General features: G+C 69.8%; 15 protein-coding genes. 4 read left to right on the forward strand and 11 right to left on the reverse strand.

What is annotated here, in order from left to right:
* Nucleotide 1: 1 nt before the first annotated feature.
* Nucleotides 2–781: an ABC transporter ATP-binding protein gene (locus HED23_RS30830; RefSeq protein WP_203187703.1), complete on the forward strand. Its 780-nt coding sequence runs from the start codon at nt 2–4 to the stop codon at nt 779–781.
* A gap of 85 nt (nt 782–866) precedes the next feature.
* Here the strand turns inward: HED23_RS30830 and HED23_RS30835 are convergent, their stop codons facing one another.
* The 3 genes from HED23_RS30835 to HED23_RS30845 all read right to left on the reverse strand — a co-directional run bounded on the left by HED23_RS30835 (nt 867) and on the right by HED23_RS30845 (nt 7,897).
* On the reverse strand, nt 867–5,897 hold the full coding sequence (locus HED23_RS30835; RefSeq protein ID WP_203186608.1) for an NAD-glutamate dehydrogenase: 5,031 nt from the start codon (nt 5,895–5,897) through the stop codon (nt 867–869).
* 741 nt (nt 5,898–6,638) lie between these two features.
* Complete coding sequence (locus HED23_RS30840; RefSeq protein ID WP_203186609.1) at nt 6,639–7,310, reverse strand: HAD family hydrolase; 672 nt, start codon at nt 7,308–7,310, stop codon at nt 6,639–6,641.
* Nucleotides 7,311–7,390: 80 nt separating this feature from the next.
* Nucleotides 7,391–7,897, reverse strand: coding sequence for a DUF6912 family protein (locus tag HED23_RS30845; protein ID WP_203186610.1), 507 nt, complete (start codon nt 7,895–7,897; stop codon nt 7,391–7,393).
* Between the two features lie 286 nt (nt 7,898–8,183).
* On the opposite strand from HED23_RS30845, the gene HED23_RS30850 reads away from it, so the two are divergent.
* Entirely contained in the window at nt 8,184–8,600 is a 417-nt protein-coding gene (locus HED23_RS30850; protein ID WP_203186611.1) for an Rv3235 family protein, read from the forward strand.
* 670 nt (nt 8,601–9,270) lie between these two features.
* Here HED23_RS30850 and secA read toward each other — a convergent pair.
* The gene (secA, locus tag HED23_RS30855) at nt 9,271–12,093 is read right to left on the reverse strand and encodes a preprotein translocase subunit SecA (RefSeq protein WP_203186612.1); all 2,823 of its coding nucleotides are present in this window, start codon (nt 12,091–12,093) and stop codon (nt 9,271–9,273) included.
* Between the two features lie 241 nt (nt 12,094–12,334).
* Here secA and HED23_RS30860 point away from each other — a divergent pair, with 241 nt between their 5' ends.
* Entirely contained in the window at nt 12,335–12,925 is a 591-nt protein-coding gene (locus tag HED23_RS30860; RefSeq protein ID WP_203186613.1) for a GNAT family N-acetyltransferase, read from the forward strand.
* 10 nt (nt 12,926–12,935) lie between these two features.
* The gene (locus HED23_RS30865; RefSeq protein ID WP_203186614.1) at nt 12,936–14,111 is read left to right on the forward strand and encodes a winged helix-turn-helix domain-containing protein; all 1,176 of its coding nucleotides are present in this window, start codon (nt 12,936–12,938) and stop codon (nt 14,109–14,111) included.
* A 32-nt stretch (nt 14,112–14,143) separates the two neighbouring features.
* Here the strand turns inward: HED23_RS30865 and HED23_RS30870 are convergent, their stop codons facing one another.
* The 7 genes from HED23_RS30870 to mtnA form a co-directional block, all read right to left on the reverse strand.
* Nucleotides 14,144–14,896, reverse strand: a complete 753-nt coding sequence (locus tag HED23_RS30870; protein WP_203186615.1) for a response regulator — start codon at nt 14,894–14,896, stop codon at nt 14,144–14,146.
* 194 nt (nt 14,897–15,090) lie between these two features.
* On the reverse strand, nt 15,091–15,780 hold the full coding sequence (gene hpf / locus HED23_RS30875) for a ribosome hibernation-promoting factor, HPF/YfiA family (RefSeq protein WP_203186616.1): 690 nt from the start codon (nt 15,778–15,780) through the stop codon (nt 15,091–15,093).
* 328 nt (nt 15,781–16,108) lie between these two features.
* Nucleotides 16,109–16,828, reverse strand: a complete 720-nt coding sequence (locus HED23_RS30880) for a ComF family protein (RefSeq protein WP_203186617.1) — start codon at nt 16,826–16,828, stop codon at nt 16,109–16,111.
* Between the two features lie 125 nt (nt 16,829–16,953).
* Entirely contained in the window at nt 16,954–18,819 is a 1,866-nt protein-coding gene (locus HED23_RS30885) for an LpqB family beta-propeller domain-containing protein (protein ID WP_238442177.1), read from the reverse strand.
* Nucleotides 18,809–20,842 (reverse strand): MtrAB system histidine kinase MtrB, encoded by a 2,034-nt coding sequence (gene mtrB, locus HED23_RS30890; RefSeq protein ID WP_203186618.1) that lies wholly within the window; start codon nt 20,840–20,842, stop codon nt 18,809–18,811. The genes HED23_RS30885 and mtrB overlap by 11 nt, the downstream gene beginning before the upstream one ends.
* Nucleotide 20,843: 1 nt before the next feature.
* Entirely contained in the window at nt 20,844–21,533 is a 690-nt protein-coding gene (mtrA, locus tag HED23_RS30895; RefSeq protein ID WP_187281934.1) for a two-component system response regulator MtrA, read from the reverse strand.
* A gap of 4 nt (nt 21,534–21,537) precedes the next feature.
* Complete coding sequence (mtnA, locus tag HED23_RS30900) at nt 21,538–22,686, reverse strand: S-methyl-5-thioribose-1-phosphate isomerase (RefSeq protein ID WP_203186619.1); 1,149 nt, start codon at nt 22,684–22,686, stop codon at nt 21,538–21,540.
* Nucleotides 22,687–22,823: the final 137 nt, after the last annotated feature.

The raw sequence follows: 22,823 nt of genomic DNA on the forward strand, positions 1-22,823 counted from the left end.
CATGCGTGTGCCCACCGTCGTCGTCGACGACGTCCACATCACCTACACGGTCAACGGCGCCCGCACCGGGAAGGGCAGCGCCACCTCCGCCCTGAACAGGATCGTGTCCCGCCGCCAGCCGCGGGGCGCACGGCAGGTGCACGCCGTGAAGGGCGTCAGCTTCGCCGCGTACAAGGGCGAGGCCATCGGCCTGATCGGCTCCAACGGATCCGGGAAGTCCACGCTCCTCAAGGCGGTCGCGGGGCTGCTGCCCCCGTCGAAGGGCCGGGTCCACACCCAGGGCCAGCCCTCGCTGCTCGGCGTGAACGCCGCCCTGATGAGCGACCTGACCGGGGAGCGCAACGTCGTGCTCGGCGGCCTGGCCATGGGCATGACGCGCGAGCAGATCCGCGAGCGCTACCAGTCCATCGTCGACTTCTCCGGCATCAACGAGAAGGGCGACTTCATCACCCTCCCGATGCGCACCTACTCCTCGGGCATGGGGGCCAGGCTGCGGTTCTCCATCGCCGCCGCCAAGAGCCATGACGTCCTGCTGATCGACGAGGCGCTCTCCACCGGCGACGCCAAGTTCCAGCGGCGCAGCAAGGACCGGATCATGGAGCTCCGCGAGGAGGCCGGAACGGTCTTCCTGGTCAGCCACAGCAACCGGTCGATCACCGAGACCTGCGACCGCGCGATCTGGCTGGAGGCAGGCACCCTGCGGATGGACGGCCCGGCCAAGGAGGTCGTGGCCGCGTACGAGGAGTTCACCGGACCGGCGAAGCCCAAGCCCAAGAAGTGAAGCGTTGACGCCGTCCGCCGGACGGGCCGCAGAGGCCCGTCCGGCGGACGGCGTCATGTGTCACGGCCCTTGCGGCCGCCGGGGGTCAGGCGTGTGTACGCAGCAGGGTGCGCATCGTCCGCATGGCCACCGACAGGTTCGCCAGGTCGAAGGACTCCGAGCTGCGGATCTCCTCCAGGGTGGCGCGGGAACGCGCCAGGATCGCCGCGTTCATCTCCTCCCAGGCCGTGAACCGCTGCTCGGGCGACGACGTGCCGTTGCCGACGGACAGCACGTCCGCCGTGAGCGCGGCGTGCGCGGCGTACAGGTCCTCGCGGATGGATGCGCGGGCCATGGACTGCCAGCGGTCGCCCCGCGGCAGTTCGATGATCCGGTCCATCAGCTGGGTGATCCCCAGCCGGTCGGCGAGGTCGTAGTAGACCTCGGCGACGGCCAGCGGGTCCTTGTCCGTACGGTCCGCGATCGCGACGATGTCCAGCGCCGGGAAGGCCGACGAGAACCCCGCCACCCGCCCCGCAAGCTCGTCCGGAACGCCGACCGAGGTGAGCTCGTCGAGGATCGAGCGGTGCCAGTCGCTGTCGGCGCCCCTGAGCAGCTTGGGCAGTTCGCTCCAGACGCGCTCGACCCCGTCCCGGAAGAACCCGATGGTCTCCGCGATCCCGACCGGCTGCGGCCGGTTGCCCAGCAGCCAGCGCGAGCCACGCTCGACGAGCCGGCGCGAGTGCAGCCGGATCCTGGTCTGCACATCGGCGGCCACCTTGTTGTCGAGCGCCTCCACGGCGTCCCACACGGCGGAGAGGCCGAAGATCTCGCGCGCGGCGAACTGGGCCCGCACGATCTCCTCGAGCGAAGCGCCGGTCTCCTCGCGCAGCCGGTGCAGGAACGTCGAACCACCGCTGTTCACGGTGTCGTTGACCAGCACCGTCGTGATGATCTCTCGGCGCAGCGCATGCCCGTCGACCGCCTCGGGGAACCGCTCACTCAGCTGCTTCGGGAAGTAGGCGTGCACCAGCCTCTGCAGATGCGCGTCGTCCGGCAGGCTGGTGAAGATCAGCTCCTCGGCTGCCGTGATCTTGGTGTAGGCGAGCAGCACGGCCAGTTCCGGCTGGCTGAGGCCCTTGCCGTGGTTCAGCAGTTCGCGGATCTGGCGGTCGTTCGGCAGGAACTCCAGCGCCCGGTCCAGGTGCCCCTCGCGGCCGAGCCTGCGCATGAAGCGCTGGTGTGCGTGGAGGAGCGACGGGGCCTGGGCGCAGGCGTTGGCGAGCGCGGTGTTCTGCGCGTAGTTGTTGCGCAGGACGAGCTGTCCGACCTCGTCGGTCATCTCCGCGAGCACCTTGTTGCGCTGCTTCACGGTCATGTCGCCGTCCCGGACGAGACCGTTGAGCAGGATCTTGATGTTCACCTCGTGGTCGGAGGTGTCCACACCGGCGCTGTTGTCGATCGCGTCGGTGTTGATCCGGCCGCCGGCCCGGGCGAACTCGATCCGGCCGAGCTGGGTGGCCCCGAGGTTGCCGCCCTCACCGACGACACGGGCCCGCAGGTCCGCCCCGTCGACCCGGATCGAGTCGTTGGCCTTGTCGCCGACGTCGGCGTTCGATTCGGACGTCGACTTGATGTACGTACCGATGCCGCCGTTCCACACGAGGTCGACCGACGCCTTGAGGATGTTCTGCATCAGCTCGGCGGGCGTCATCTTCGTGACCTTCGTGTCGATGCCGAGCGCCGCGCGGATGTGCGCGTTGACCGGGATCGACTTCGCGGAGCGCGGGTGGATGCCGCCGCCCGCGGACAACAGGTCCTTGTCGTAGTCCGCCCAGGAGCTGCGCGGCAGGTCGAACAGCCGGCGCCGCTCGGCGTACGAGGTCGCGGCATCCGGATTCGGGTCGATGAAGATGTGCCGGTGGTCGAAGGCCGCGACCAGCCGGATGTGCTCGGAGAGCAGCATCCCGTTGCCGAACACGTCACCGGACATGTCGCCGACGCCGACGACGGTGAAGTCCTCGGTCTGGGTGTCGTGGCCCAGCTCGCGGAAGTGCCGCTTCACGGACTCCCAGGCACCGCGGGCGGTGATGCCCATGCCCTTGTGGTCGTAGCCCGCCGAACCTCCGGAGGCGAAGGCGTCGCCGAGCCAGAAGCCGTAGGCGACCGCGACGTCGTTGGCGATGTCGGAGAAGCTCGCGGTGCCCTTGTCGGCGGCGACGACGAGATAGGTGTCGTCCTCGTCGTGGCGGACGACCTCCGCGGGATGGACGACCTCGCCCGCCACCATGTTGTCGGTGATGTCGAGCAGCGCCGAGATGAAGATCTTGTAGCAGGCGATGCCCTCGGCGAGCCAGGCGTCACGGTCCACGGCCGGGTCCGGCAGCTGCTTGGCGACGAATCCGCCCTTGGCGCCCACGGGCACGATCACGGTGTTCTTGACCATCTGCGCCTTGACCAGGCCGAGGATCTCCGTACGGAAGTCCTCCCGCCGGTCCGACCAGCGCAGCCCGCCCCGGGCGACCTTGCCGAAGCGCAGGTGGACGCCCTCGACGCGCGGCGAGTAGACCCAGATCTCGTAAGCCGGGCGCGGCGCCGGGAGATCCGGGATGGCCTGCGGGTCGAACTTCATCGACACGTAGTTGTGCGGCTCGTGGTCGTCGGCCAGCTGGAAGTGGTTGGTCCGCAGCGTGGCCTTGATGACGGTGAGGAACGACCGCAGGATCCGGTCCTCGTCCAGCGAGGCGACCTGGTCGAGGGCACCGTCCAGCTCCTCGAGGAGCCCGTCGATCAGCTCCGTGCCCGCCTTCTGCCGGGCCGGGGACATCCGGGCCTCGAAGAGCGAGACCAGCAGCCGGGTGGTGTGGACGTTGTTGCGGAGGGTGTCCTCCATGTAGTCCTGGCTGAAGGTCGAGCCCGCCTGGCGCAGGTACTTCGCGTAGGCGCGCAGCACCATGGCCTGCCGCCAGTCGAGACCGGCGCCCAGGACCAGGGAGTTGAAGCCGTCGTTCTCCGCCTCGCCGGTCCAGATGGCGGCGAACGCCTCCTGGAAGCGGTCCCGGGCGTCGTCGGCGAGGTAGTCGCCGTTGCCCGTGGCCTTCGGCAGGCGCAGCCCGAAGTCGTAGATCCAGGCGTGTGTGCGGTCGGCGCAGCGCAGCTCGTACGGACGTTCGTCGACGACTTCCACGCCGAGCCTCTGTAGGGCGGGGAGGACCGCGGAGAGCGAGACCTGCTCGCCGATCCGGTAGATCTTGAACCGGCGCTCGCCAGGGCCCGCGCCGACCGGCTCGTACAGGCTGAGCGCGAAGTCCTTGCGCTCGCTCTTGAGCGCCTCGAGGTGGACCAGGTCGGCAACAGCGGCTCGCGGCGAGTGGTCCGCCTTGTAGCCCTCGGGGAACGAATGGCCGTACCGGCGCAGCAGCTCGGCGGCGCGCTCCTCGCCGCACTCGGCGTTCAGCGCCTCCTGGAAGCCGTCGGCCCAGGAGCGTGCGGCCTCGACGAGGCGAGCCTCGATGCGGTCCGCGTCCGCGTCGGTGAGGTGCGGCAGCTCGGTGCCCGGCGGGACACGGACGACGAAGTGCAGCCGGGAGAGGATCGACTCCGTGTTCCAGGCCGTGAAGTCGACGCTGGTGCCGCCCAGCTCCTCCTTGAGGATGTCGATCAGGCGGAGCCGCACACCGGTGGTGTAGCGGTCACGCGGCAGGTAGACGAGGGCGGAGTAGTAGCGCCCGTACTCGTCCTGGCGCAGGTAGAGCCGCAGCCGGCGGCGCTCCTGGAGGTACAGCACGGAGGTGACGATGGAGCGCAGCTGGTCGACGGGCGTCTGGAAGAGCTCGTCACGCGGGTAGGTCTCCAGGATCTGGAGCAGGTCGCGGCCGTCGTGGCTGTTGGGCGTGAAGCCCGCGCCCTCCAGCACCTCGGCGACCTTGCGGCGCACCACGGGCACCCGGCGCACCGACTCGGTGTACGCCGCGGAGGAGAAAAGCCCGAGGAAGCGCCGCTCACCGACGACGTTGCCGTCGGCGTCGAACTTCTTCACCCCGACGTAGTCCAGGTAGCTGGGGCGGTGCACGGTCGCCCTGCTGTTCGCCTTCGTCAGGACGAGGAGCTTGTGCTCCCTGGCCTTGGCCCGGGCGTCCGCGGGCAGCCGGTCGAAGGACGGGCTCACGGGGTGTGCCTCGTCCTCGCTGTGCTTCGGGTCGGAGCGCAGGATCCCGAGACCGGTCCCGGGGACGGCCGTCAGTGCGTCGGACTCACGGAGCTCGTACTCCCGGTACCCCAGGAACGTGAAGTGGTCGGCGGCGAGCCAGCGCAGCAGTTCACGGGCCTCCTCGACCTCCTCGTCGCCCAGCTCGTCGAGCGGTTCCGACGGCAGGTCGTCGGCGATCCGCAGGGCGGCGTCGCGCATCTTGTCCCAGTCCTCGACGGTCTCCCGTACGTCGGACAGGACGCGGAGCAGATCGGCGGTGATCTGCTTCAGGTTCGCGCGGTCCGTCTCACGGTCAATCTCGACGTGGATCCAGGACTCCACGAGCGCGTCGTGCGGCAGCTCGGCGCCGGCCTCCTTACGGCCGCCGGACCGCTTCGCGGTACGCCTGGCCGGGTCGTCGGCGAAGACCTCGATCAGCTTGCCGGTGACATCACGGCGGACGACGACCTGCGGGTGGATCACCAGGTGGATGCCGCGGCCCTGCCGGGACAGCTCGTTGGTGACTGAGTCGACCAGGAAGGGCATGTCGTCGGTGACGACCTCGACGACGGAGTGGCTGCTCGTCCAGCCGTTCTCCTCGACGGTCGGGGTGTGCACCCGGACGTTCGCGGTTCCCTGCGGGCGGTTCTCGGCGAGACGGTAGTGGGAGGAAGCAGCCCCGAAGACGTCGACCGGGTCACGGTCGGTGATGTCCTCCGGAGCAGTGTGCAGGTAGTAGCGCTGGAGATAGGCGAGCAGCGTGTCCCGGCCAGGCCGCTCGTCACGGCCGGCCTGGGTGCCGTCCTCTGCTTCGGTGCCGGTCCCTTCGGCGAGGTGCACCCGGAGGCCGCCTCCCGGGCCACCGACACCACCGCCCGGACTGTTGTCAGCTACCCGGGCCGCCCGTGCGAGCAGCTCGGCCTTGGCTTCGTCCAGCTTGGTCTGCATGTCCTCTGGCTCCTGTCGCGCGCCGTTGCGTGACGTAGGTGAGAAAGACGACGTAACGCCACGACGCGGGGTTTCCGGTCTGGGTCGACGCTATGCCGCCTGGGGAGATGCCCGGGACCATATCGGCCATTTTCGGCAGACGGCCCGGGACGCGGAGATCACGCGTAGCCCGGGTGCTGTGGCACTCCGGGCGCAGGCCGGGGGCTTCGCTGCCCCCGAGGCGTATCGCGCTGATCACTGCACCAGGCTATCCCTCCTGCACCCACAACCGTCATGAGCCGCATATGTACAAAAGAAGACCCCGAACTTTGACACTCTGGACATCGCACGGCAACGCTCCGGCACGTAAGGACACACCCGCGACCACTCGGCGACACACGCAGGACAACCGGGCCGGGGACTCCCGCCGCGCAGAAGCCCCCGGGCGCCGGCTTCGGAGCGCCCCGCCGGGCGCCGGCCGGGTGTCGGCGTACGGGCGGACCTGCTTGGGCCGCCGGGCGGGCAACCGGCCGGGCACCCGCGTCGGGAGGGCTTGCTGGGTGCCCACGTCGGGGCAGATCTGCTGTGTGCCCGCGTCGGGGCGGACCTGCTGGGTGCAAGGCCTGAGCGACCTGCTGGGCGCCGTACGAGCGACCTGCCGGGCGCCGACCGGGACACTGCCCGGGACACCAGCCGGGCGCCTGCCGGGCCACCGGCTGGTCACGTCCGCCCCGCCGTTCGCCCCGTCGGCCGCCCTGCCCGTCAGTCGGCCATGAGTTCGGCCAGAGCGACGGCCTCGGCCAGGGTGTCCACCACGGGCACACCGGCCGCCTCCAGGCTCCTACGGCTGTGCGAACCACCCGTGTAGAGCACGGCACGCGCGCCGACGTGGGCCGCGGCCACCGCGTCGTCCACCGCGTCACCGATGACCACCGCGGATTCGGGAGCGATGTGCCCGAGCACCTCGAAGTGGCGCTCCATGTGCTGTGCCTTGCTGCCACCGGAGGGGCCGGTCCGGCCGTCCACGCGCACGAAGTGACGCTCGATGCCGTATCCCCGCACCACCGGGACCAGGTGCTCATGGCCGTACATGCTGAGCAGCGACTGGCTGCGGCCGCCGGCCTGCCACCGGACCAGCAGCTCCTCGACCCCCTCGGTCAGCCCGCAGGCCACCCGCTGCTCGCTGTAGTGGCGGTGGAAGAGACCGTCCATCCGTTCCCACTCGGCAGGAGTCGGCAGCCTGCCCATGAGCCGCTCGTAGAACTTGGGTATCGGCACGCAGTACGTCTCGCGGTACTGCTCCAGCGTGAGCGGCGCCAGGTCCACCTCGGCGAAGGCCGCGTTCGTCGCCCCGAGCACCGCGTGGATGTCGTCGAGCAGTGTGCCGTTCCAGTCCCAGACCAGATGTGTGCGGTGCTTCCCCGATGTCGCCATGGAAAGAAAATACTCGCCCGGTGCGGGAGCCACCCAAGGCCCGGGGGCCCGGGCGCCCTGCTGATCAGACGATCAGGCGATCAGGCGATCAGGCCGGGGATCTCCTGGATCCCGAACCACAGCAGCTCGTGGTCCTCGGCGCCGTCCACGGTGAACTGGGCGTCGTCGTCGCCGAGGTCCGCCGCACCCAGCGCCGCCGCCGCCGCGGCGACGTCCTTCTCCGCGTCGTCGGCGTCCACGTGCACGGCGGCGGCCTTCGACAGCGCCACCGCGTCCAAGATCCGGACCTCTCCGAGCGACGACGCGTCCAGGATGTGGTCCGGATCGGCGACCGCCGCCCCGTCCGGCACATCGAGAGCGACGACGACCCGGCGCCGGATCTCCTCCGGCCGGCCCGCGATCAGCCGCAGCGAGGCGGAGGCGGCCCGGTTGAGCGCCGCGTACTCCAGCTCCTCGATGTCGTCGGAGACGTACCACTCGCGCAGACCGGGTGTCACGGCATAGGCGGTCAGCGGCCCCGGGCCGACCTCGCCGGCCCCGTGCACCGCGGCGAGATCGGAGAGGGTCAGGGGGACGTACACACGCATGGCTGACCGCTTTCGTAGTCGATGACGCACTCAGGATACGTGCGACGTCCCCCTTCGGGGTTGCCGATCCACCCGCTGACGTCCACCGTGCAACGCCCGTCACCCCCGCCGTTCCCTTGCGGCGCGCGGCCCGTCACCCGGATAGGTGGTCCCGCCAAACGCCGGACCTGCCCGCTCCGCCGGTTGCGGGTCCGGTGACCGGCCCCGTAGAAGATCCCCAGCAGAAGTTACCGCCCGGTATTCGACCGGGCTCCGGACAGCAGCCACGGGGGCTACCAGCATGAGCATGAGCGCGGACAGGACGAGGCCGGCCGGACGACGCGACCGCAGCAGGCCGGGCACCGTACCTCCGCAACGGCCCCGCCGGCCGCTGCGCCCGCACCATTGGTTCGCCGAGCGCCTGCTCGCCGTCCTCAGCGGCCAGCGCCCGGTGCACTGGATGCTCGGCCACACGATCGGCGAGGCCTACGACCAGCTCGCCGAACTCGCACCCGACGCGCCGCTGGGCGCGGGCTGCAGGCGCCCGGTCGTCCGTGCCTGCCACGGCAGCCAGCCGGCCACCGGCGTGGTCGAGGCCTTCGCCAGCATCGCCACGGGCGACCAGGTCCGTGCCATGGCCTTCCGCCTGGAGCAGGGAGCCGATCTCCGCTGGCGCTGCGCCGCGATCGACCTGGGCGGCGAACGCCTCCCGGCGGTCAGGTGATCCGAGGGCCACTGATTCGGGCCCGGAGCGACCTGAGGACCGCTGAGGACCCCTGAGGACCTCTGCGGGTCGTACGCGGGGTCGGAATGACCCCCGAGCCCTTGTACGACCCGCACAGGGACCGGAGTGGCCCCAAGGGCCCGTACAGGCCTGCCGGAGGAGCACCCCGGAGACCTGTGCGAGGCGCGGAGAGCCCCGGAGCGGCTGACGGCCGGATGCCCGGCCCGCCGTGCCCGCCGTCGGTCGAGGCAGCCCCTCCCGCCGTCGGTCGAGGCAGCCCCCGGCCACGCACGGGGACCGCCAACCGGCGCCTGACGCTGCCCCTGGCCCTGGCCAGCCCGGGCCCGCCCTGGCCCGCCCCGGCCCCGGCATCGGCGAAGAACGAGCCAGGTCCGGCGACCGGCCGGGTCCCGCCCAAGGACCGCCGGCGGACCGCCGCTCCGCACCCGGGACCCGGCAGGCGGAACCAGCCCGTCCACACGATTGCGGGCGCACTCCCGTCACCACACTGCCGCCGCACAGCACCACACGGGCCCTCTGCGGGCCTCGGACGACCCCTGCCGCCCAGGTAGCCGCCACCCGGACCCGCAACCCTGAGAGGCCCGGAGAACGAGCCTGGCCCGGACACCACTCGGTGTCCGGGCCAGGCTCGTTCAGACGTGCTGCCGCGCTACTTCTTGCGGCGCCGTCCGCCCGTGCTCTTCTGCGCCTTACGGCGCTCCGCACGCGTCATGCCGTCGCCCTCGGACCGCGCGCTGTCACCGTTGGAGAAGTCGCCCTCGACGACGCCGCCCTCCCCGTCCACCGTGGGGGCGGAGAAGTGCAGCCGGTCGGGACGCTGCGGCGCGTCCAGGCCCTTGGCCCGGATCTCCGGACGCCCGGAACCCGCCGCCACCGGCGTGTCCTGCTTCTCCAGCGAGGTCCGCTCCGCGCCGTCCTGCACCGGAACCTCCTCGACCTGCTGCTCGACCTGGACCTCCAGGTTGAACAGGTAGCCGACGGACTCCTCCTTGATGCCCTCCATCATGGCGTTGAACATGTCGAAGCCCTCGCGCTGGTACTCGACCAGCGGGTCCTTCTGCGCCATGGCCCGGAGGCCGATGCCCTCCTGAAGGTAGTCCATCTCGTAGAGGTGCTCACGCCACTTGCGGTCCAGGACGGACAGGACCACACGCCGCTCCAGCTCGCGCATGATGTCCGAGCCGAGCGTCTTCTCACGCTCTGCGTACTGCTCGTGGATGTCGTCCTTGACCGATTCGGCGATGAAGTCCGCAGTCACGCCGGCCAGGTCGCCCGCGGCTTCCTCGAGCTCCTCGACCGTGACCTTCACCGGGTAGAGCTGCTTGAAGGCGCCCCACAGCCGGTCGAGGTCCCACTCCTCCGCGAAGCCCTCGGCCGTCTCCTGCCGGATGTAGTCGTCGATCGTGTCGTCCATGAAGTGACGGATCTGGTCCTGCAGATCCTCACCCTCCAGGACGCGGCGGCGCTCGCCGTAGATGACCTCGCGCTGACGGTTGAGCACCTCGTCGTACTTCAGGACGTTCTTACGCGTCTCGAAGTTCTGCTGCTCGACCTGCGACTGCGCGGACGCGATCGCCCGGGTCACCATCTTGTTCTCGATGGGGACGTCGTCGGGCACGTTCGCCATCGACATGACGCGCTCGACCATCTGAGCCTTGAACAGCCGCATCAGGTCGTCGCCGAGCGACAGGTAGAACCGGGACTCGCCCGGGTCGCCCTGACGGCCGGAACGACCGCGCAGCTGGTTGTCGATGCGGCGCGACTCGTGCCGCTCCGTACCGAGCACGTAGAGCCCGCCGAGATCCTTGACCTCTTCGAACTCCGCCTTGACGGCCTGCTCGGCCTTCTCCAGCGCGGCGGGCAGGGCGGCCGCCCACTGCTCCACGTGCTCCACGGGGTCGAGACCGCGCTGCCGCAGCTCCGCCTCGGCGAGGTCGTCCGGGTTGCCACCGAGCTTGATGTCGGTGCCTCGGCCTGCCATGTTCGTGGCGACCGTGACGGCGCCCTTGCGGCCCGCCTGGGCGACGATCGTCGCCTCACGGTCGTGCTGCTTGGCGTTGAGGACCTCGTGCTGGACACCGCGCTTGGAGAGCTGCTGCGAGAGGTACTCGGACTTCTCGACCGAGGTCGTGCCGACCAGGATCGGCTGCCCCTTCTCGTGCTTCTCCGCGATGTCGTCGACGACCGCGGCGAACTTCGCCACCTCGGTGCGGTAGATCAGGTCCGACTGGTCGGCGCGGACCATCGGCCGGTTCGTCGGGATCGGCACGACGCCGAGCTTGTAGATCTGCTGGAACTCGGCCGCCTCCGTCATCGCCGTACCGGTCATGCCGGAGAGCTTGCCGTACAGGCGGAAGAAGTTCTGAAGGGTGATCGTGGCGAGGGTCTGGTTCTCGTCCTTGATGTCCACCCCTTCCTTCGCCTCGATGGCCTGGTGCATGCCCTCGTTGTAACGGCGGCCCGCGAGGATACGGCCCGTGTGCTCGTCGACGATCATGACTTCGCCGTCGATGACGACGTAGTCCTTGTCCTTCTTGAAGAGTTCCTTGGCCTTGATCGCGTTGTTGAGGTAACCGACGAGCGGGGTGTTCACCGACTCGTAGAGGTTGTCGATCCCCAGCCAGTCCTCGACCTTGGACACACCCGGCTCGTGGATGGCCACGGTGCGCTTCTTCTCGTCGACCTCGTAGTCGCCGGTCTCCTCGATGCCCTTCAGCGGGTTGCCCGCCTCGCCCCTGGTCAGACGCGTGACCAGCTTGGCGAAGTCGCCGTACCACTTGGTGGCCTGATCGGCCGGGCCGGAGATGATCAGCGGGGTACGGGCCTCGTCGACGAGGATCGAGTCGACCTCGTCGACGATGGCGAAGTTGTGGCCGCGCTGGACGAGCTCGTCCTTGGACCACGCCATGTTGTCGCGGAGGTAGTCGAAGCCGAACTCGTTGTTCGTGCCGTACGTGATGTCGCAGGCGTACTGCTCGCGGCGCTGGGCCGGAGTCATGTTGGCGATGATGCAGCCGACCTCGAGCCCGAGGAACTTGTGCACCCGGCCCATCATCTCGGAGTCGCGCTCGGCCAGGTAGTCGTTGACCGTGATCAGGTGCACGCCCTTGCCGGAGAGCGCGTTGAGATAAGCGGGCAGCGTGCCGACGAGGGTCTTGCCCTCACCGGTCTTCATCTCGGCCACATAGCCGAGGTGCAGGGCGGCACCGCCCATCATCTGGACGTCGTAGTGGCGCTGTCCGAGAACGCGCTTGGCGGCCTCACGGACGGTCGCGAATGCTTCGGGAAGCAGGTCGTCCAGGCTCTCGCCGTCCGCGTACCGTTCCTTGTACTCGTCGGTGAGCGCCCGCAGCTCGGCGTCGGAGAGGTTGACGAAGTCCTCTTCGATGGAGCTGACCTGGTCCGCGATGCGGTGCAGTTTGCGCAGGATCTTGCCTTCGCCTGCACGCATGAGCTTGTTGAAGACGGACACTGAGGCTGGTCTCCTTGCCGGTCGGGCCTGGCACTGGGTCGTGTGATGGACTCTGGCGCGGGCACGGCAGGTGGGCCCCACCGCAACGGCCATCGTAAGCGAGGACCCCGCCACGCCGGGAGGGCTGCCGCCGCGTTCTCCCCACCGCACCCTTCCAGGACAACGGCTGGGGCGGTCGGAAGGTGCCGGGAAGCACCGAAAAGTGCTCGCTTCCCACGCTCGCCGTCACCACAATCCCTGCATGGAGCCCACCACACTCACCACTGAACGCCTGCTCATGCGGCCCTTCACGCCCGAGGACGCGGACGCGGTCCATTCCGCCTGCCAGGACCCGGAGATCCAGCGCTGGACGGTTGTCCCTTCGCCGTACACGCGTGCGGACGCAGAGCTGTTCACCCGGAAGCTCTCACCCGCGGGCTGGCAGGACGACACGATGTACAACTTCGCAGTGCTGCTGCGGGACGGCGGGCCGCTCGTCGGCGCGCTCGGTGTGAACCGCAGCGGCCTGCCGGGCACGTACGAGGTGGGCTTCTGGACGGCGAGGGCGCACCGTGGCGCCGGTCTCACGACGGAGGCCGTGCTCGCGGCGGCCCGCTGGGCGTTCACGGACCTCGCCACGGACCGCCTCGAGTGGCGGGCGGAGGTCGGCAACACCCCGTCCCGAGCGGTCGCCCTGCGTGCCGGCTTCCGTATGGAGGGTGAGCAGCGGTCGGCGCTCTTCAACAAGGGCATACGGCGTGACACCTGGACCGGCGCCCTGCTCCCGGCCGATCTGGGACTGCCCGGCACCTGTCCCCACCGGCCCGCCCCGGATGTCAGTGGCGCGCTCTAGGGTTCCACGCATGACGTCAGCGCCGCCGCCCGTTCTGGAAATCTCCGCCGACCAGGCACGCCGCATCGCCCTGCGTGCCCAGGGACTGCTCGGCGCCCCGGACCGCCGGGGCGGGGTCCGGGGGGTGCTGCGCCACCTCGGAGCCGTTCAGCTCGACACGATCTCGGTCCTGGCCAGATCGCACGAGCTCGTGCCGTACGCCCGTCTCGGCGCGCTCGGCCGCCGCACCGTCGACGAGGCCTACTGGTCGGGGGGCCACTCGTTCGAGTACTGGTCGCATGCCGCGTGCATCCTGCCGGTGGAGGAGTGGCCTCATTTCGCGTTCCGCCGCCGCGCCTACCGTGCACGGCCGCACTGGGGCCACGACCTGCCCGACGGTGCGTACGAGACCGTGATCAAGCAGCTGCGCGCCGAGGGCCCTCTGACCGCGACGGAGCTCGGAGGCGCGAAGAACGGCGGCGAGTGGTGGGACTGGTCCGCGTCCAAGGTCGCCGTCGAGCGGGCCCTGATGTACGGCGAGGTGGTGTGTACCGAGCGGCGCGGCTGGAAGCGGGTCTACGACCTGGCGGAGCGTGCGATCCCGGACGCCGTGCTCCACGACGACCTGGACGACAGGGAGTGCCTGCGCCGGCTGGTCGCCCTGGCCGGGCAGTCGCTGGGCGTCGGCACCCGGGCGGACATCGCCGACTACCACCGGCTCAGGGCCGAGCAGTTCGACGCCGTGGTGGCGGACTCGGGACTCGTCCCGGTGTCGGTGCGGGGCTGGGCGAAGCCTGCCTGGGCACACCCCGAGGCCCTGGCGTCGGAACCGCGCGGACGGCACCGCACGACGCTGCTGTCGCCGTTCGACTCGCTCATCTGGGAGCGGGCACGCACGGAGCGGATCTTCGGATTCACCCATCGCCTGGAGGCCTACGTCCCCCGGCCCAAGCGGATCCACGGCTACTTCGCCATGCCGCTGCTGGCGGGCGGCAGGCTGCGCGGCCGGGTCGATCCGGCCAGGGAAGGGACGACGCTGGTCGCCCGCCAGGTGTCCCTGGACAGCGGGAAGTCCGTGACGCCGATGGCCGAGGCCCTCGTGGAGGCGGCGTCCTGGGTCGGCTGCACAGATGTACGGCTGGAGCGTGTCGACGCACCTGAGCTGCGCGAGCCGCTCATGGCGGAGATCGCCCGCGTCCTGCCGTAGGCCCCCGACCGGCTGCCCCGCCCCCCGGACCGTTACCTGATCTCGAGGATCTTCTCCCGCATGGCATAGACCACGGCTTCCATCCGGGAGTGCAGCTGGAGCTTCTCCAGGATATTGCGGACGTGGTTCTTCACCGTGTTCTCGGAAATGAACAATTCCTTGGCGATATCGCGGTTGTTCATACCCGTGGCGACGAGTTTGAGCACTTCCAGCTCCCGCTCGGTGAGCCGCGGTGCCGGAACGAGCCGGCGCTCGTCGGTGCGCTGGATCATCGACTTGAATTCGGTGAGGAGCTTGGAGGCCATCGACGGGCTGATCTGGGACTGGCCGTCCGCCACCGCGCGAATGGCCGTGGCGACCTCGTCCGTCGAGATCTCCTTGAGCAGGTAGCCGGTGGCTCCCGCCTTGATCGCCTCGTAGAGGTCGGCCTCCTCATCGCTGATCGTCAGCATGATGATCTTCGCGCTGGGGGCCACCTCCTTGATGGAGGTGCAGGCTTCGATGCCACCGCGCTTGGGCATCCGCACGTCCATCAGCACGATGTCGGGCAGCAGGTCCGCCGCCTTGTCGACGGCCTCCGCCCCGTCCCCGGCCTCTCCGACGACCTGGATGTCCTCCTCCTGCGCGAGGACGATCTCAAGCCCCCTGCGGAAGAGCGCATGATCGTCCACCACGAGGACCCTGATGGGCTCCTTGCGAGAACCACCGCCGTCCGCAAAGGAATCCGTACCGGCAGCGCTGTCGGCATCGTTCGTCCCGCGCACGGGCCCGAAGGTGTCCGCCATCGTTCCTCCCCCTGAAGGCCACTGCCTGAGGTCACAGGCTGTCCGCCAACGGCAGTGCACACAGCACTGATTGGCCTGGAACGCCATGCTTTCATGCCCGGCCGCCGAAGCGGTGCCCCCCGCGGTCGCACGTGGTGCCCCTGGGGGCGCGAAAGCTTCCAGGGGCACCGCGTATCGGCTGTGAGTGGTGGGTGTCAGCCGCCGAGCGCACCGCCCGCGCCGCCCGCCTCGTCGGAGGCCAGCGGGTCGGTCCTCAGGTGGATGACACCGTAGTCGTAGGCGTGCCGCCTGTAGACGACACTGGGCTCCTTGGTCTCGGAGTCGACGAACAGATAGAAGTCGTGCCCGACCAGCTCCATCTCGTAGAGCGCCTGGTCGAGCGTCATCGGCGCTGCGACGTGCGTCTTCTCGCGCACCACGAGCGGCCCTTCGCCCTGTACCTCGAGCGAGCCGATCCTCTTGGTGGGCACGGACGGCTCCGGCTCCTCGGGGATCAGTTCGCCGTCCCCGTTGAAGGAGGCGACACCCGGCACGACCTCTCCGACCTCGGCTGCCGACAGCCGGCCGTTACCGCGCCTGCTGTGGCGCTTGTCGTTCTCCTTGCGCAGCTGGGTGTCCAGCTTGTCGGTGGCGAGGTCAAGCGCTGCGTACGGGTCGCCTGCTGCCGCTTCCGCCCTGATGACCGGCCCTCGCGAGCGGAGCGTGATCTCCACCCTTGCCGCACGGTCGGCCTGACGGGGATTCGGCTCCTTGGACACCTCGACGTCGAGGCTGATCACCTTGCCGTCGAACTTCTGGATCTTGTCCAGCTTCAGCTTCTCGGCCACGTGCTTGCGGAACCGCTCGGGCACCTCGGTCTTGCGGCCCTTGACGACGATGTCCACGCAGAACTCCGTTCCCGGATCGCTCCGCTTCGGTGGCGGAGCATCTCCCTTTTGCACCAGGCCCCGGTGATCGCCGGAGCCGCGGACTCGGTGGTGTCACCTCCTCCTCCCCCATCGGCAGGGTCTCCACCCCACCGATTTCCATGCTTCTGGCGTACCGGTGAGTTACCTGCCCGAAACCTGGTGGTGCATTCGTCGAGGTGTGGAATTCACCGCTCCTCACAACCGAACATAGCCTGACCACCACCGTGTCGGCACCCGCTACTCACGCGTACCTCCGATCGGGCCCGTTCGCCCACTCACTACCTGCAACGATGCAAGTTATCTGTCAGTTCCGGTTTATTTCGAAAGCAGACGGAGAGGCTGCGACGACCGCGGCCCGGAGCGTCTCCTCCGTGCCGTCTCCGGAGCGGCTCGTGGCGCGGATCGCGCGTGCCGCCTCCGCCAGTGACGAGCCCGTCGTCAGGAGGTCGTCCACCAGCACGACCCGGCCGTCCCCGAACAGCCTCCGCCCGCTGTCCGCGACGACGAGGGCGCCCCTCAGATTCGCCTGCCGGTCCCGGGCCCCCAGCCCTGCCTGGTCCGCCACCTCACGCCGCTGCCGCAGAACGGCGAGCACCCGGGCCCGCGTGCCCCCACGACGCAGCGCTGCCGCAGCCGCGGCAGCGATCCTGCGCGCCGGATCGTGTCCCCGTGCCGCCGTCGCCCGCCGCGCCGACGGCACGGGGACCAGCAGCAGCGCCCCCGCATCGGCCGGATGCCCCGCTCCGGCCCTCACAGCGGCCGCCAGAGCCCCGCCGAGCGCTCCGGCAAGGCCAAGCGCCCCTCGCTCCTTGTGGGCCAGCAGCATCGCGCGTACGGCATTTTCGTACGGAGCGGCCGCGTGAACCACGGGGAGACCCTCGGGCTCGGGCGTCGGCCGCACACGACGTGGGTCGGCCGACAATGTGGCGGCGCACTCCACGCACAACTCTGTCCTCGGCCTGCCGCAGCCCCCACAGGCCACGGGCAGCACCAGCCCCACGATCTCCGGCCACCAAGTCCGCACAATCCCACTGTGCCCCGCCGACGGGCACCCCGCCACGCCTGTGGGAAACCCCTGTGGACAACCGGAAAGCCGTGACCACGGGCGGCACGGCGGCCTCGGCCGGCGCCTTCCGTCCGCCGCTCCGCTCAGCCCGGGTAGACCAGCGAGGAGCCCTCCTTGAGAACCGTCTGCCAGTTGTCCCCGGGCGACAGCTTCACGATCCCGTCACTCTCGGTGTCCGCCATCAGCGGCAGTTGCTCGTCGTCGGCGGCCGCGACCGCCGTCACCTGGTTCACACCCGGCAGGACCCCGGAGGACGACGTGGACCCGTCGGCCTGCACGTAACGCACCTGCTGCACGCCGCCCTCCTCCTTGCCGACCACCACCAGACGGCTGCGTCCGGACCAGGAAACAGCCGTCACATCGGCCAGCTGGGGCGCCGCCTGTCGCAGGTCCTCCACCGAGACCTGCTCGGTCTCCCCCGAACCGTGACGCTCGACCCGGCCGATGTTCAGTGTCGTGTGCCCGTCCCGCGACACCTGCAGGGCGATCCGGACACCGTCGGCGGACATCCGCAGCGCCTCGATACGCCCGCCGTTCAATCCGGGCACCGAGACCTCCTGCGGTTCCCCGGCACCGTCCACCAGACGCAGCAGCCTGGGGTCCGACGGATCACGGTCGGCAACCCACAGATCGCCCCGGCCGTCCCAGCTCGGTACCGACAGCCTGTCCGCGGCCTTCCTCGCCCGACTGGTCACCACAGGAGCCGCCGGCTCGCTCTCCTCGACGAGGGAGGACACGTAGAGCTGCTGCTGGTCCGCCGAGACCGCGGCCGCCTGCTGTTCGTCCCGGGCCACCCCCACGGCGCTCATCGCCACCGTCCCGCTGCCCAGCGGTCCGATCACCGGCTCCGCGTCACCGCTGTCCTTGCTGGTCACGGAGATGCGCTGCACATGTCCCTCGTCGTCGACGAAGTACTGGCTGTCGGGACCGTCGGAACCGTTGTCCGAGGCGAAGTCCGCGGCCTCATCGGCCCCGAGGGAGCACAGCGGACCCCGCTCCCCCTGCAACTCCACCTGCCCCACCCTGGCGGACGTCAGGTCCCTCAGGGTGAAGAGCACCTGGGCCGCCATCATCCGGCAGGCACCCTGCCCGGCCTTGTCGGCCTTCTTGTTGAGCGGCACCTTGAGGACGTTCTGGTCGTCCGGCGCCAGAGAGGTGACTCCCTTCTTCAGCGCCGTACCGGTGGGAAAACGCGAATCGACGACCGGCCGCAGCCAGTTCGACGGGCCTTCGAGCAGCGTTCGCACCGTCTGCGTGGCCGTGTCCATCCGAGTGATGGGATCGGTGCGGTTCCGCACGTAGACGGGGTCGGCGACCAGCGTGGACTCGTCATCCGTCCGGCCGGCGGCGAAGTAGTACTTGTTCACGGACCGGTAGAGGCGCTTGAAGTCGGACTGCCCGAGCACCAGGCCGTCCGGCACGATGTCGATGCGCCATTCCTGCTTGCCGTCCGCACCCTTCTCCCGGATCAGATGAAGCATCTGGGAGTACTCCGACGGGGCCAGCGGCCGGTAGGAACTCTGCGCGTCGACCGCTGCCACCTGTTCACCGGCCAGCGTGTAGGTCGTCTCGTCGGACTTCTGTTCCTCGTCCCGGATCGTGGGCCCGTTGCGGTTGGGCGCCTTCGCGAGCACCGTGGTGCCCTCGCTCGGCTGCCAGGTCCGGGCCGCTTCCGCGGTCAGGTAGGTGCGAGTGGTCCGGAAATCGGGGTCGTCGCTGGTCATCGACTCCAGGAAGCCGTCGACGACCTCGATGGGCGAAGCGCCCTCCCTCGGCGGCACGGCGTACACCTGGACCTGGGAATCGCCCGGCTGTGAGGCGTCGACCGCCTTCACGTCACCGGTGACCGGCATCGCTCCGCATCCGGCGAGCACCACGACGCCGCAGCCGAGCAGCGCGGACAACCGCACCGCCCGGCCGTGGCCGCCCCGACGGCGGTCAGTGTCCACGAGTCGTGTCCTCCTGCTGCTCCGGATCCTGCGTCACTGGGTCGGTGCCCGCGTCCGGCCGGTCCCCGGCCGGACGCGACACCACACGTGCTCCACTGCCCGGAAGGGCCGCCGGATGGACCGACAACGGCGTACGCTGCGCCGCCTGTCCGTGGGCCTGCACGGCCATGTGCGAACGCGCCGTGGACCCTGACTGGTTCGGTACGGACATAAGCCGGTGATCACCGGCCGCCGACGTGGCTTCCGCACGCTCGCGGTCCTCCCGGTTGCGCCGGGAGTCCTCCGGCTCCAGCGGTATCGGAGATCCGCGCAGCGGCTCGTCCGCCGTGCGCGGCAAGGTCAGCCGGAACTGCGATCCGCCACCGGGCTCGCCCCAGGCCTGCAGCCAGCCGCCGTGCAGCCGGGCGTCCTCGACCGCGATCGACAGCCCCAGGCCGGTACCACCGGTGGTACGGGCACGCGCCGGGTCCGCCCGCCAGAAGCGGTTGAAGACCCGCGTCGCCTCGCCCGGCTTGAGCCCGACGCCGTAGTCCCTCACCGCGACGGCCACGGCACCCTGCGCGACGCCCATCCGCACGATGACATCACGGCCCTCACCGTGCTCGACGGCATTGACGACGAGATTGCGCAGGACCCGCTCGACCCGGCGCGCGTCGGCTTCCGCGACGACGGGCTGCTCATCACCCACCACCCGGATTCGGCTCCCCTTGCGCTCCGCCAGCGGCTCGGCACCGCCGATCACCCGCCGGACGACCGTGCGCAGGTCTATCGGTTCGGCTTCCAGCGCCGCTGCACCCGCGTCGAACCTGCTGATCTCCAGCAGGTCGGACAGCAGCGACTCGAAGCGGTCGAGCTGGTCGCCCAGCAGCTCCGCGGACCGGGCCGTGACCGGGTCGAAGTCGACGCGCGCCTCATGGATGACATCGGCGGCCATCCGCACGGTCGTCAGGGGAGTGCGCAGCTCATGGCTGACGTCCGAGACGAAACGCCTCTGCATCCGGGAGAGCTCCTCCAGCTGCTGGATCTTCAGCTGGAGGTTCTGCGCCATCTTGTTGAAGGCCTCACCGAGGCGGGCGATGTCGTCCTCACCGGTGACCTTCATCCGCTCCTGGAGCCGGCCCGCGGAAAGCCTTTCGGCGATCCCTGCCGCCATCCGGACGGGCGTGACGACCTGGCGCACCACGAACCAGGCGATCGCGCCCAGCAGCACGACCACGAACAGGCCGGCCGTGGCCAGCGTCGTCGTGACCAGGGTCAGCGACTTCTCCTCCTGCGTGAGCGGGAAGAGGTAATAGAGCTCGTAAGGGTTGTGGTCGACGTCGTAGAGCCGCTTGCCCACGACGAGCCCGGGCTCCGGGTCCTTCCCGTACGAGTACCGGATCAACGAGTACGTCTGGAAGGCACCTGATCCATTGCCCACGTCGTCCCGGAGCCGCTGCGGAATGCTGGACGCCTCCACACGGCCCGATCCACGCGGGGCGCGGCTCGTGCCCTGGCCCACGGATTCGGGACTGAGCGCGACCACGTTGAAAGCGTTCGCGCCACCGCTGGCGAGCTGGTCGACGAGCTCCGTGCGCCAAGAGGTGTTGGCCGTCACGCCGTCGGCGCCCTCCTCACCCTGGCCGCCCGGGACGAGAGGAGCGTTCGCATTGGCCTGGGCGGCCGCGAAACCACCGGCCGCCTGGGTCTGCGCGGCCTTGCCCTTTGCCTCGAGCAGACCGTTCTTGACCTGACCGATCACGACGAAGCCGAGAAGCAGCACCACCGCGATCGACATCAGCAGCGTTCCCGCCACGACGCGCAGCTGCAGATTGCGCCGCCACAGCCGGACCGCCGGCAACAGCGGCCCGCGGATCCACCGCATCAGCAGACGCGGCACGGGGCCACCGGGCGTCCGGTTGCGGAACAACCGGCCGCCCAGCAGGACCTTGCCCAAACGAGAAGTGCTCCGGGCCGGACCGGCAGCCCGCTCCGTACGGGCCCCGGGCACCCCGGGTGGCGGAGCAGCGCTGCCCAGGGTCATGTCAGCTCGGTCCGGCCTTGTAACCGACACCACGGACGGTCACGACGATCTCCGGCCGCTCCGGGTCCTTCTCCACCTTCGAGCGGAGCCGCTGGACATGCACGTTCACCAGACGGGTGTCGGCGGCGTGGCGATAGCCCCACACCTGCTCGAGCAGCACCTCACGGGTGAACACCTGCCACGGCTTCCGGGCGAGGGCGACCAGCAGATCGAACTCCAGCGGCGTGAGGGCGATGGACTGCCCCTCCCGCTTCACCGAGTGACCGGCCACATCGATGACCAGGTCCCCGATCGCCAGCTGTTCCGGCGCGGGCTCTTCGGACCTCCGCAAACGCGCCCTGATCCGGGCAACCAACTCCTTCGGTTTGAACGGCTTGACGATGTAGTCGTCGGCCCCGGATTCCAGGCCCACCACAACATCCACCGTGTCGCTCTTGGCAGTGAGCATGACGATCGGCACACCCGACTCGGCCCTGATCAGCCGGCAGACCTCGATGCCGTCCCGTCCGGGCAGCATGAGGTCCAGCAGCACCAGGTCCGGCTTGGCCTCACGAAATGCGGCCAGTGCCTTGTCGCCGTCCGCTACGAACGACGGCTCGAAACCTTCTCCACGCAGCACGATGCCGAGCATCTCGGCCAGTGCGGTGTCGTCGTCGACGACAAGGACGCGTCCCTTCATAAACGACATCATCCCATTAGCTAATCGTTACCTGCGATGACCTGGCACACAGCTCTGCCAGTCCGACCCCCGTGACCGGGGAAATGACACCCTCCTCCGTGACTATCGCCGTGACCAGTTCGGGCGGCGTGACGTCGAATGCGGGGTTGTACGCCTGGGTTCCCGGGGGTGCGACGGCCGTCCGGCCCCCTCCACCTCCGGCCGGAGCACCCGGCGTCGATGTGAACTCCGTCACTTCGGCCGCGGAACGCTGCTCCACGACGATCGATGTGCCGTCCACCGATTCCAGATCGACCGTGGTCGTGGGCGCCACCACGACGAACGGCACATGGTGGTACTTCGCCAGCACCGCCAACGGATAGCTCCCCACCTTGTTGGCCACCGAGCCGTCCGCGGCAATGCGGTCCGCCCCGATGATTACGGCATCCACCTCCCCCGCCGCAAACAGCGAACCCGCCGCGCTGTCCGTCAGCAAGCTGTACGGCATCCCGTTGCGGCCCGCCTCGTACGCCGTGAGCCGGGCGCCCTGGAGCAGCGGACGCGTCTCGTCCACCCACAGCTGCCGCAGGCGCCCCTCCCTGTGCGCCCTCAGAGCCACCGCGAAGGCCGTACCCTCGCCACCGGACACGAGCGCCCCGGTGTTGCAGTGGGTCAGCAGCCGGTGCCCGCCTCCTTCCGGCAGGAGTTCCGCCAGCAGTTCCAGACCGTACTGCGCCATGCGCCCGCTGGCCGCCGCGTCCTCCTGGTGCAGAGCGCGCGCCTCGGCCAGAGCCGCCGCGGCGGCCGCTTCCGGGCCCGCCCCGCTCCTGACAGCCGCCTCGTACCCGCGCGCCGCCCGCCGCGCCCCGTACCCGAGATTCACCGCGGTGGGCCGCGCCTGCTCCAGCCGCTCCGCGGCCTGCTCCACGTCCTCACCCCGCGCCGCGGCCAGCGCCACCCCATAGCCCCCGGCGATACCCAGCAGGGGAGCCCCCCGCACCGCCAGTGTCTGTATGGCTCCCACCAGCGCGGGCACGTCGGCGCACACCAGCTCCGCCTCTTCGGCGGGCAGCCGCGTCTGGTCGAGGAGGACCACCGCAGGACCTCCCGGAGGATCGTCCCAGCGGAGTACGGAGAGAGGCAGAGGCCCGTTACCCACCGGCGTTTGTGCGTCCTGATCATCCATCTGCCCAGTCTGCCCGCTGAACCGCCCGCGCACGAAGGCAAGAAGGAGATAGAGCGCCAGGCCCGCACCGGACCGACGCGTGGCACGATGGCTGACAACCTGCCGCCCCGATGAGCGGGCAGGACTGTGAAGGAGCG

Origin of the sequence: Streptomyces pratensis, from assembly GCF_016804005.1 — a bacterium.
In the GTDB taxonomy this organism is placed as follows: Bacteria; Actinomycetota; Actinomycetes; order Streptomycetales; family Streptomycetaceae; genus Streptomyces; species Streptomyces pratensis_A.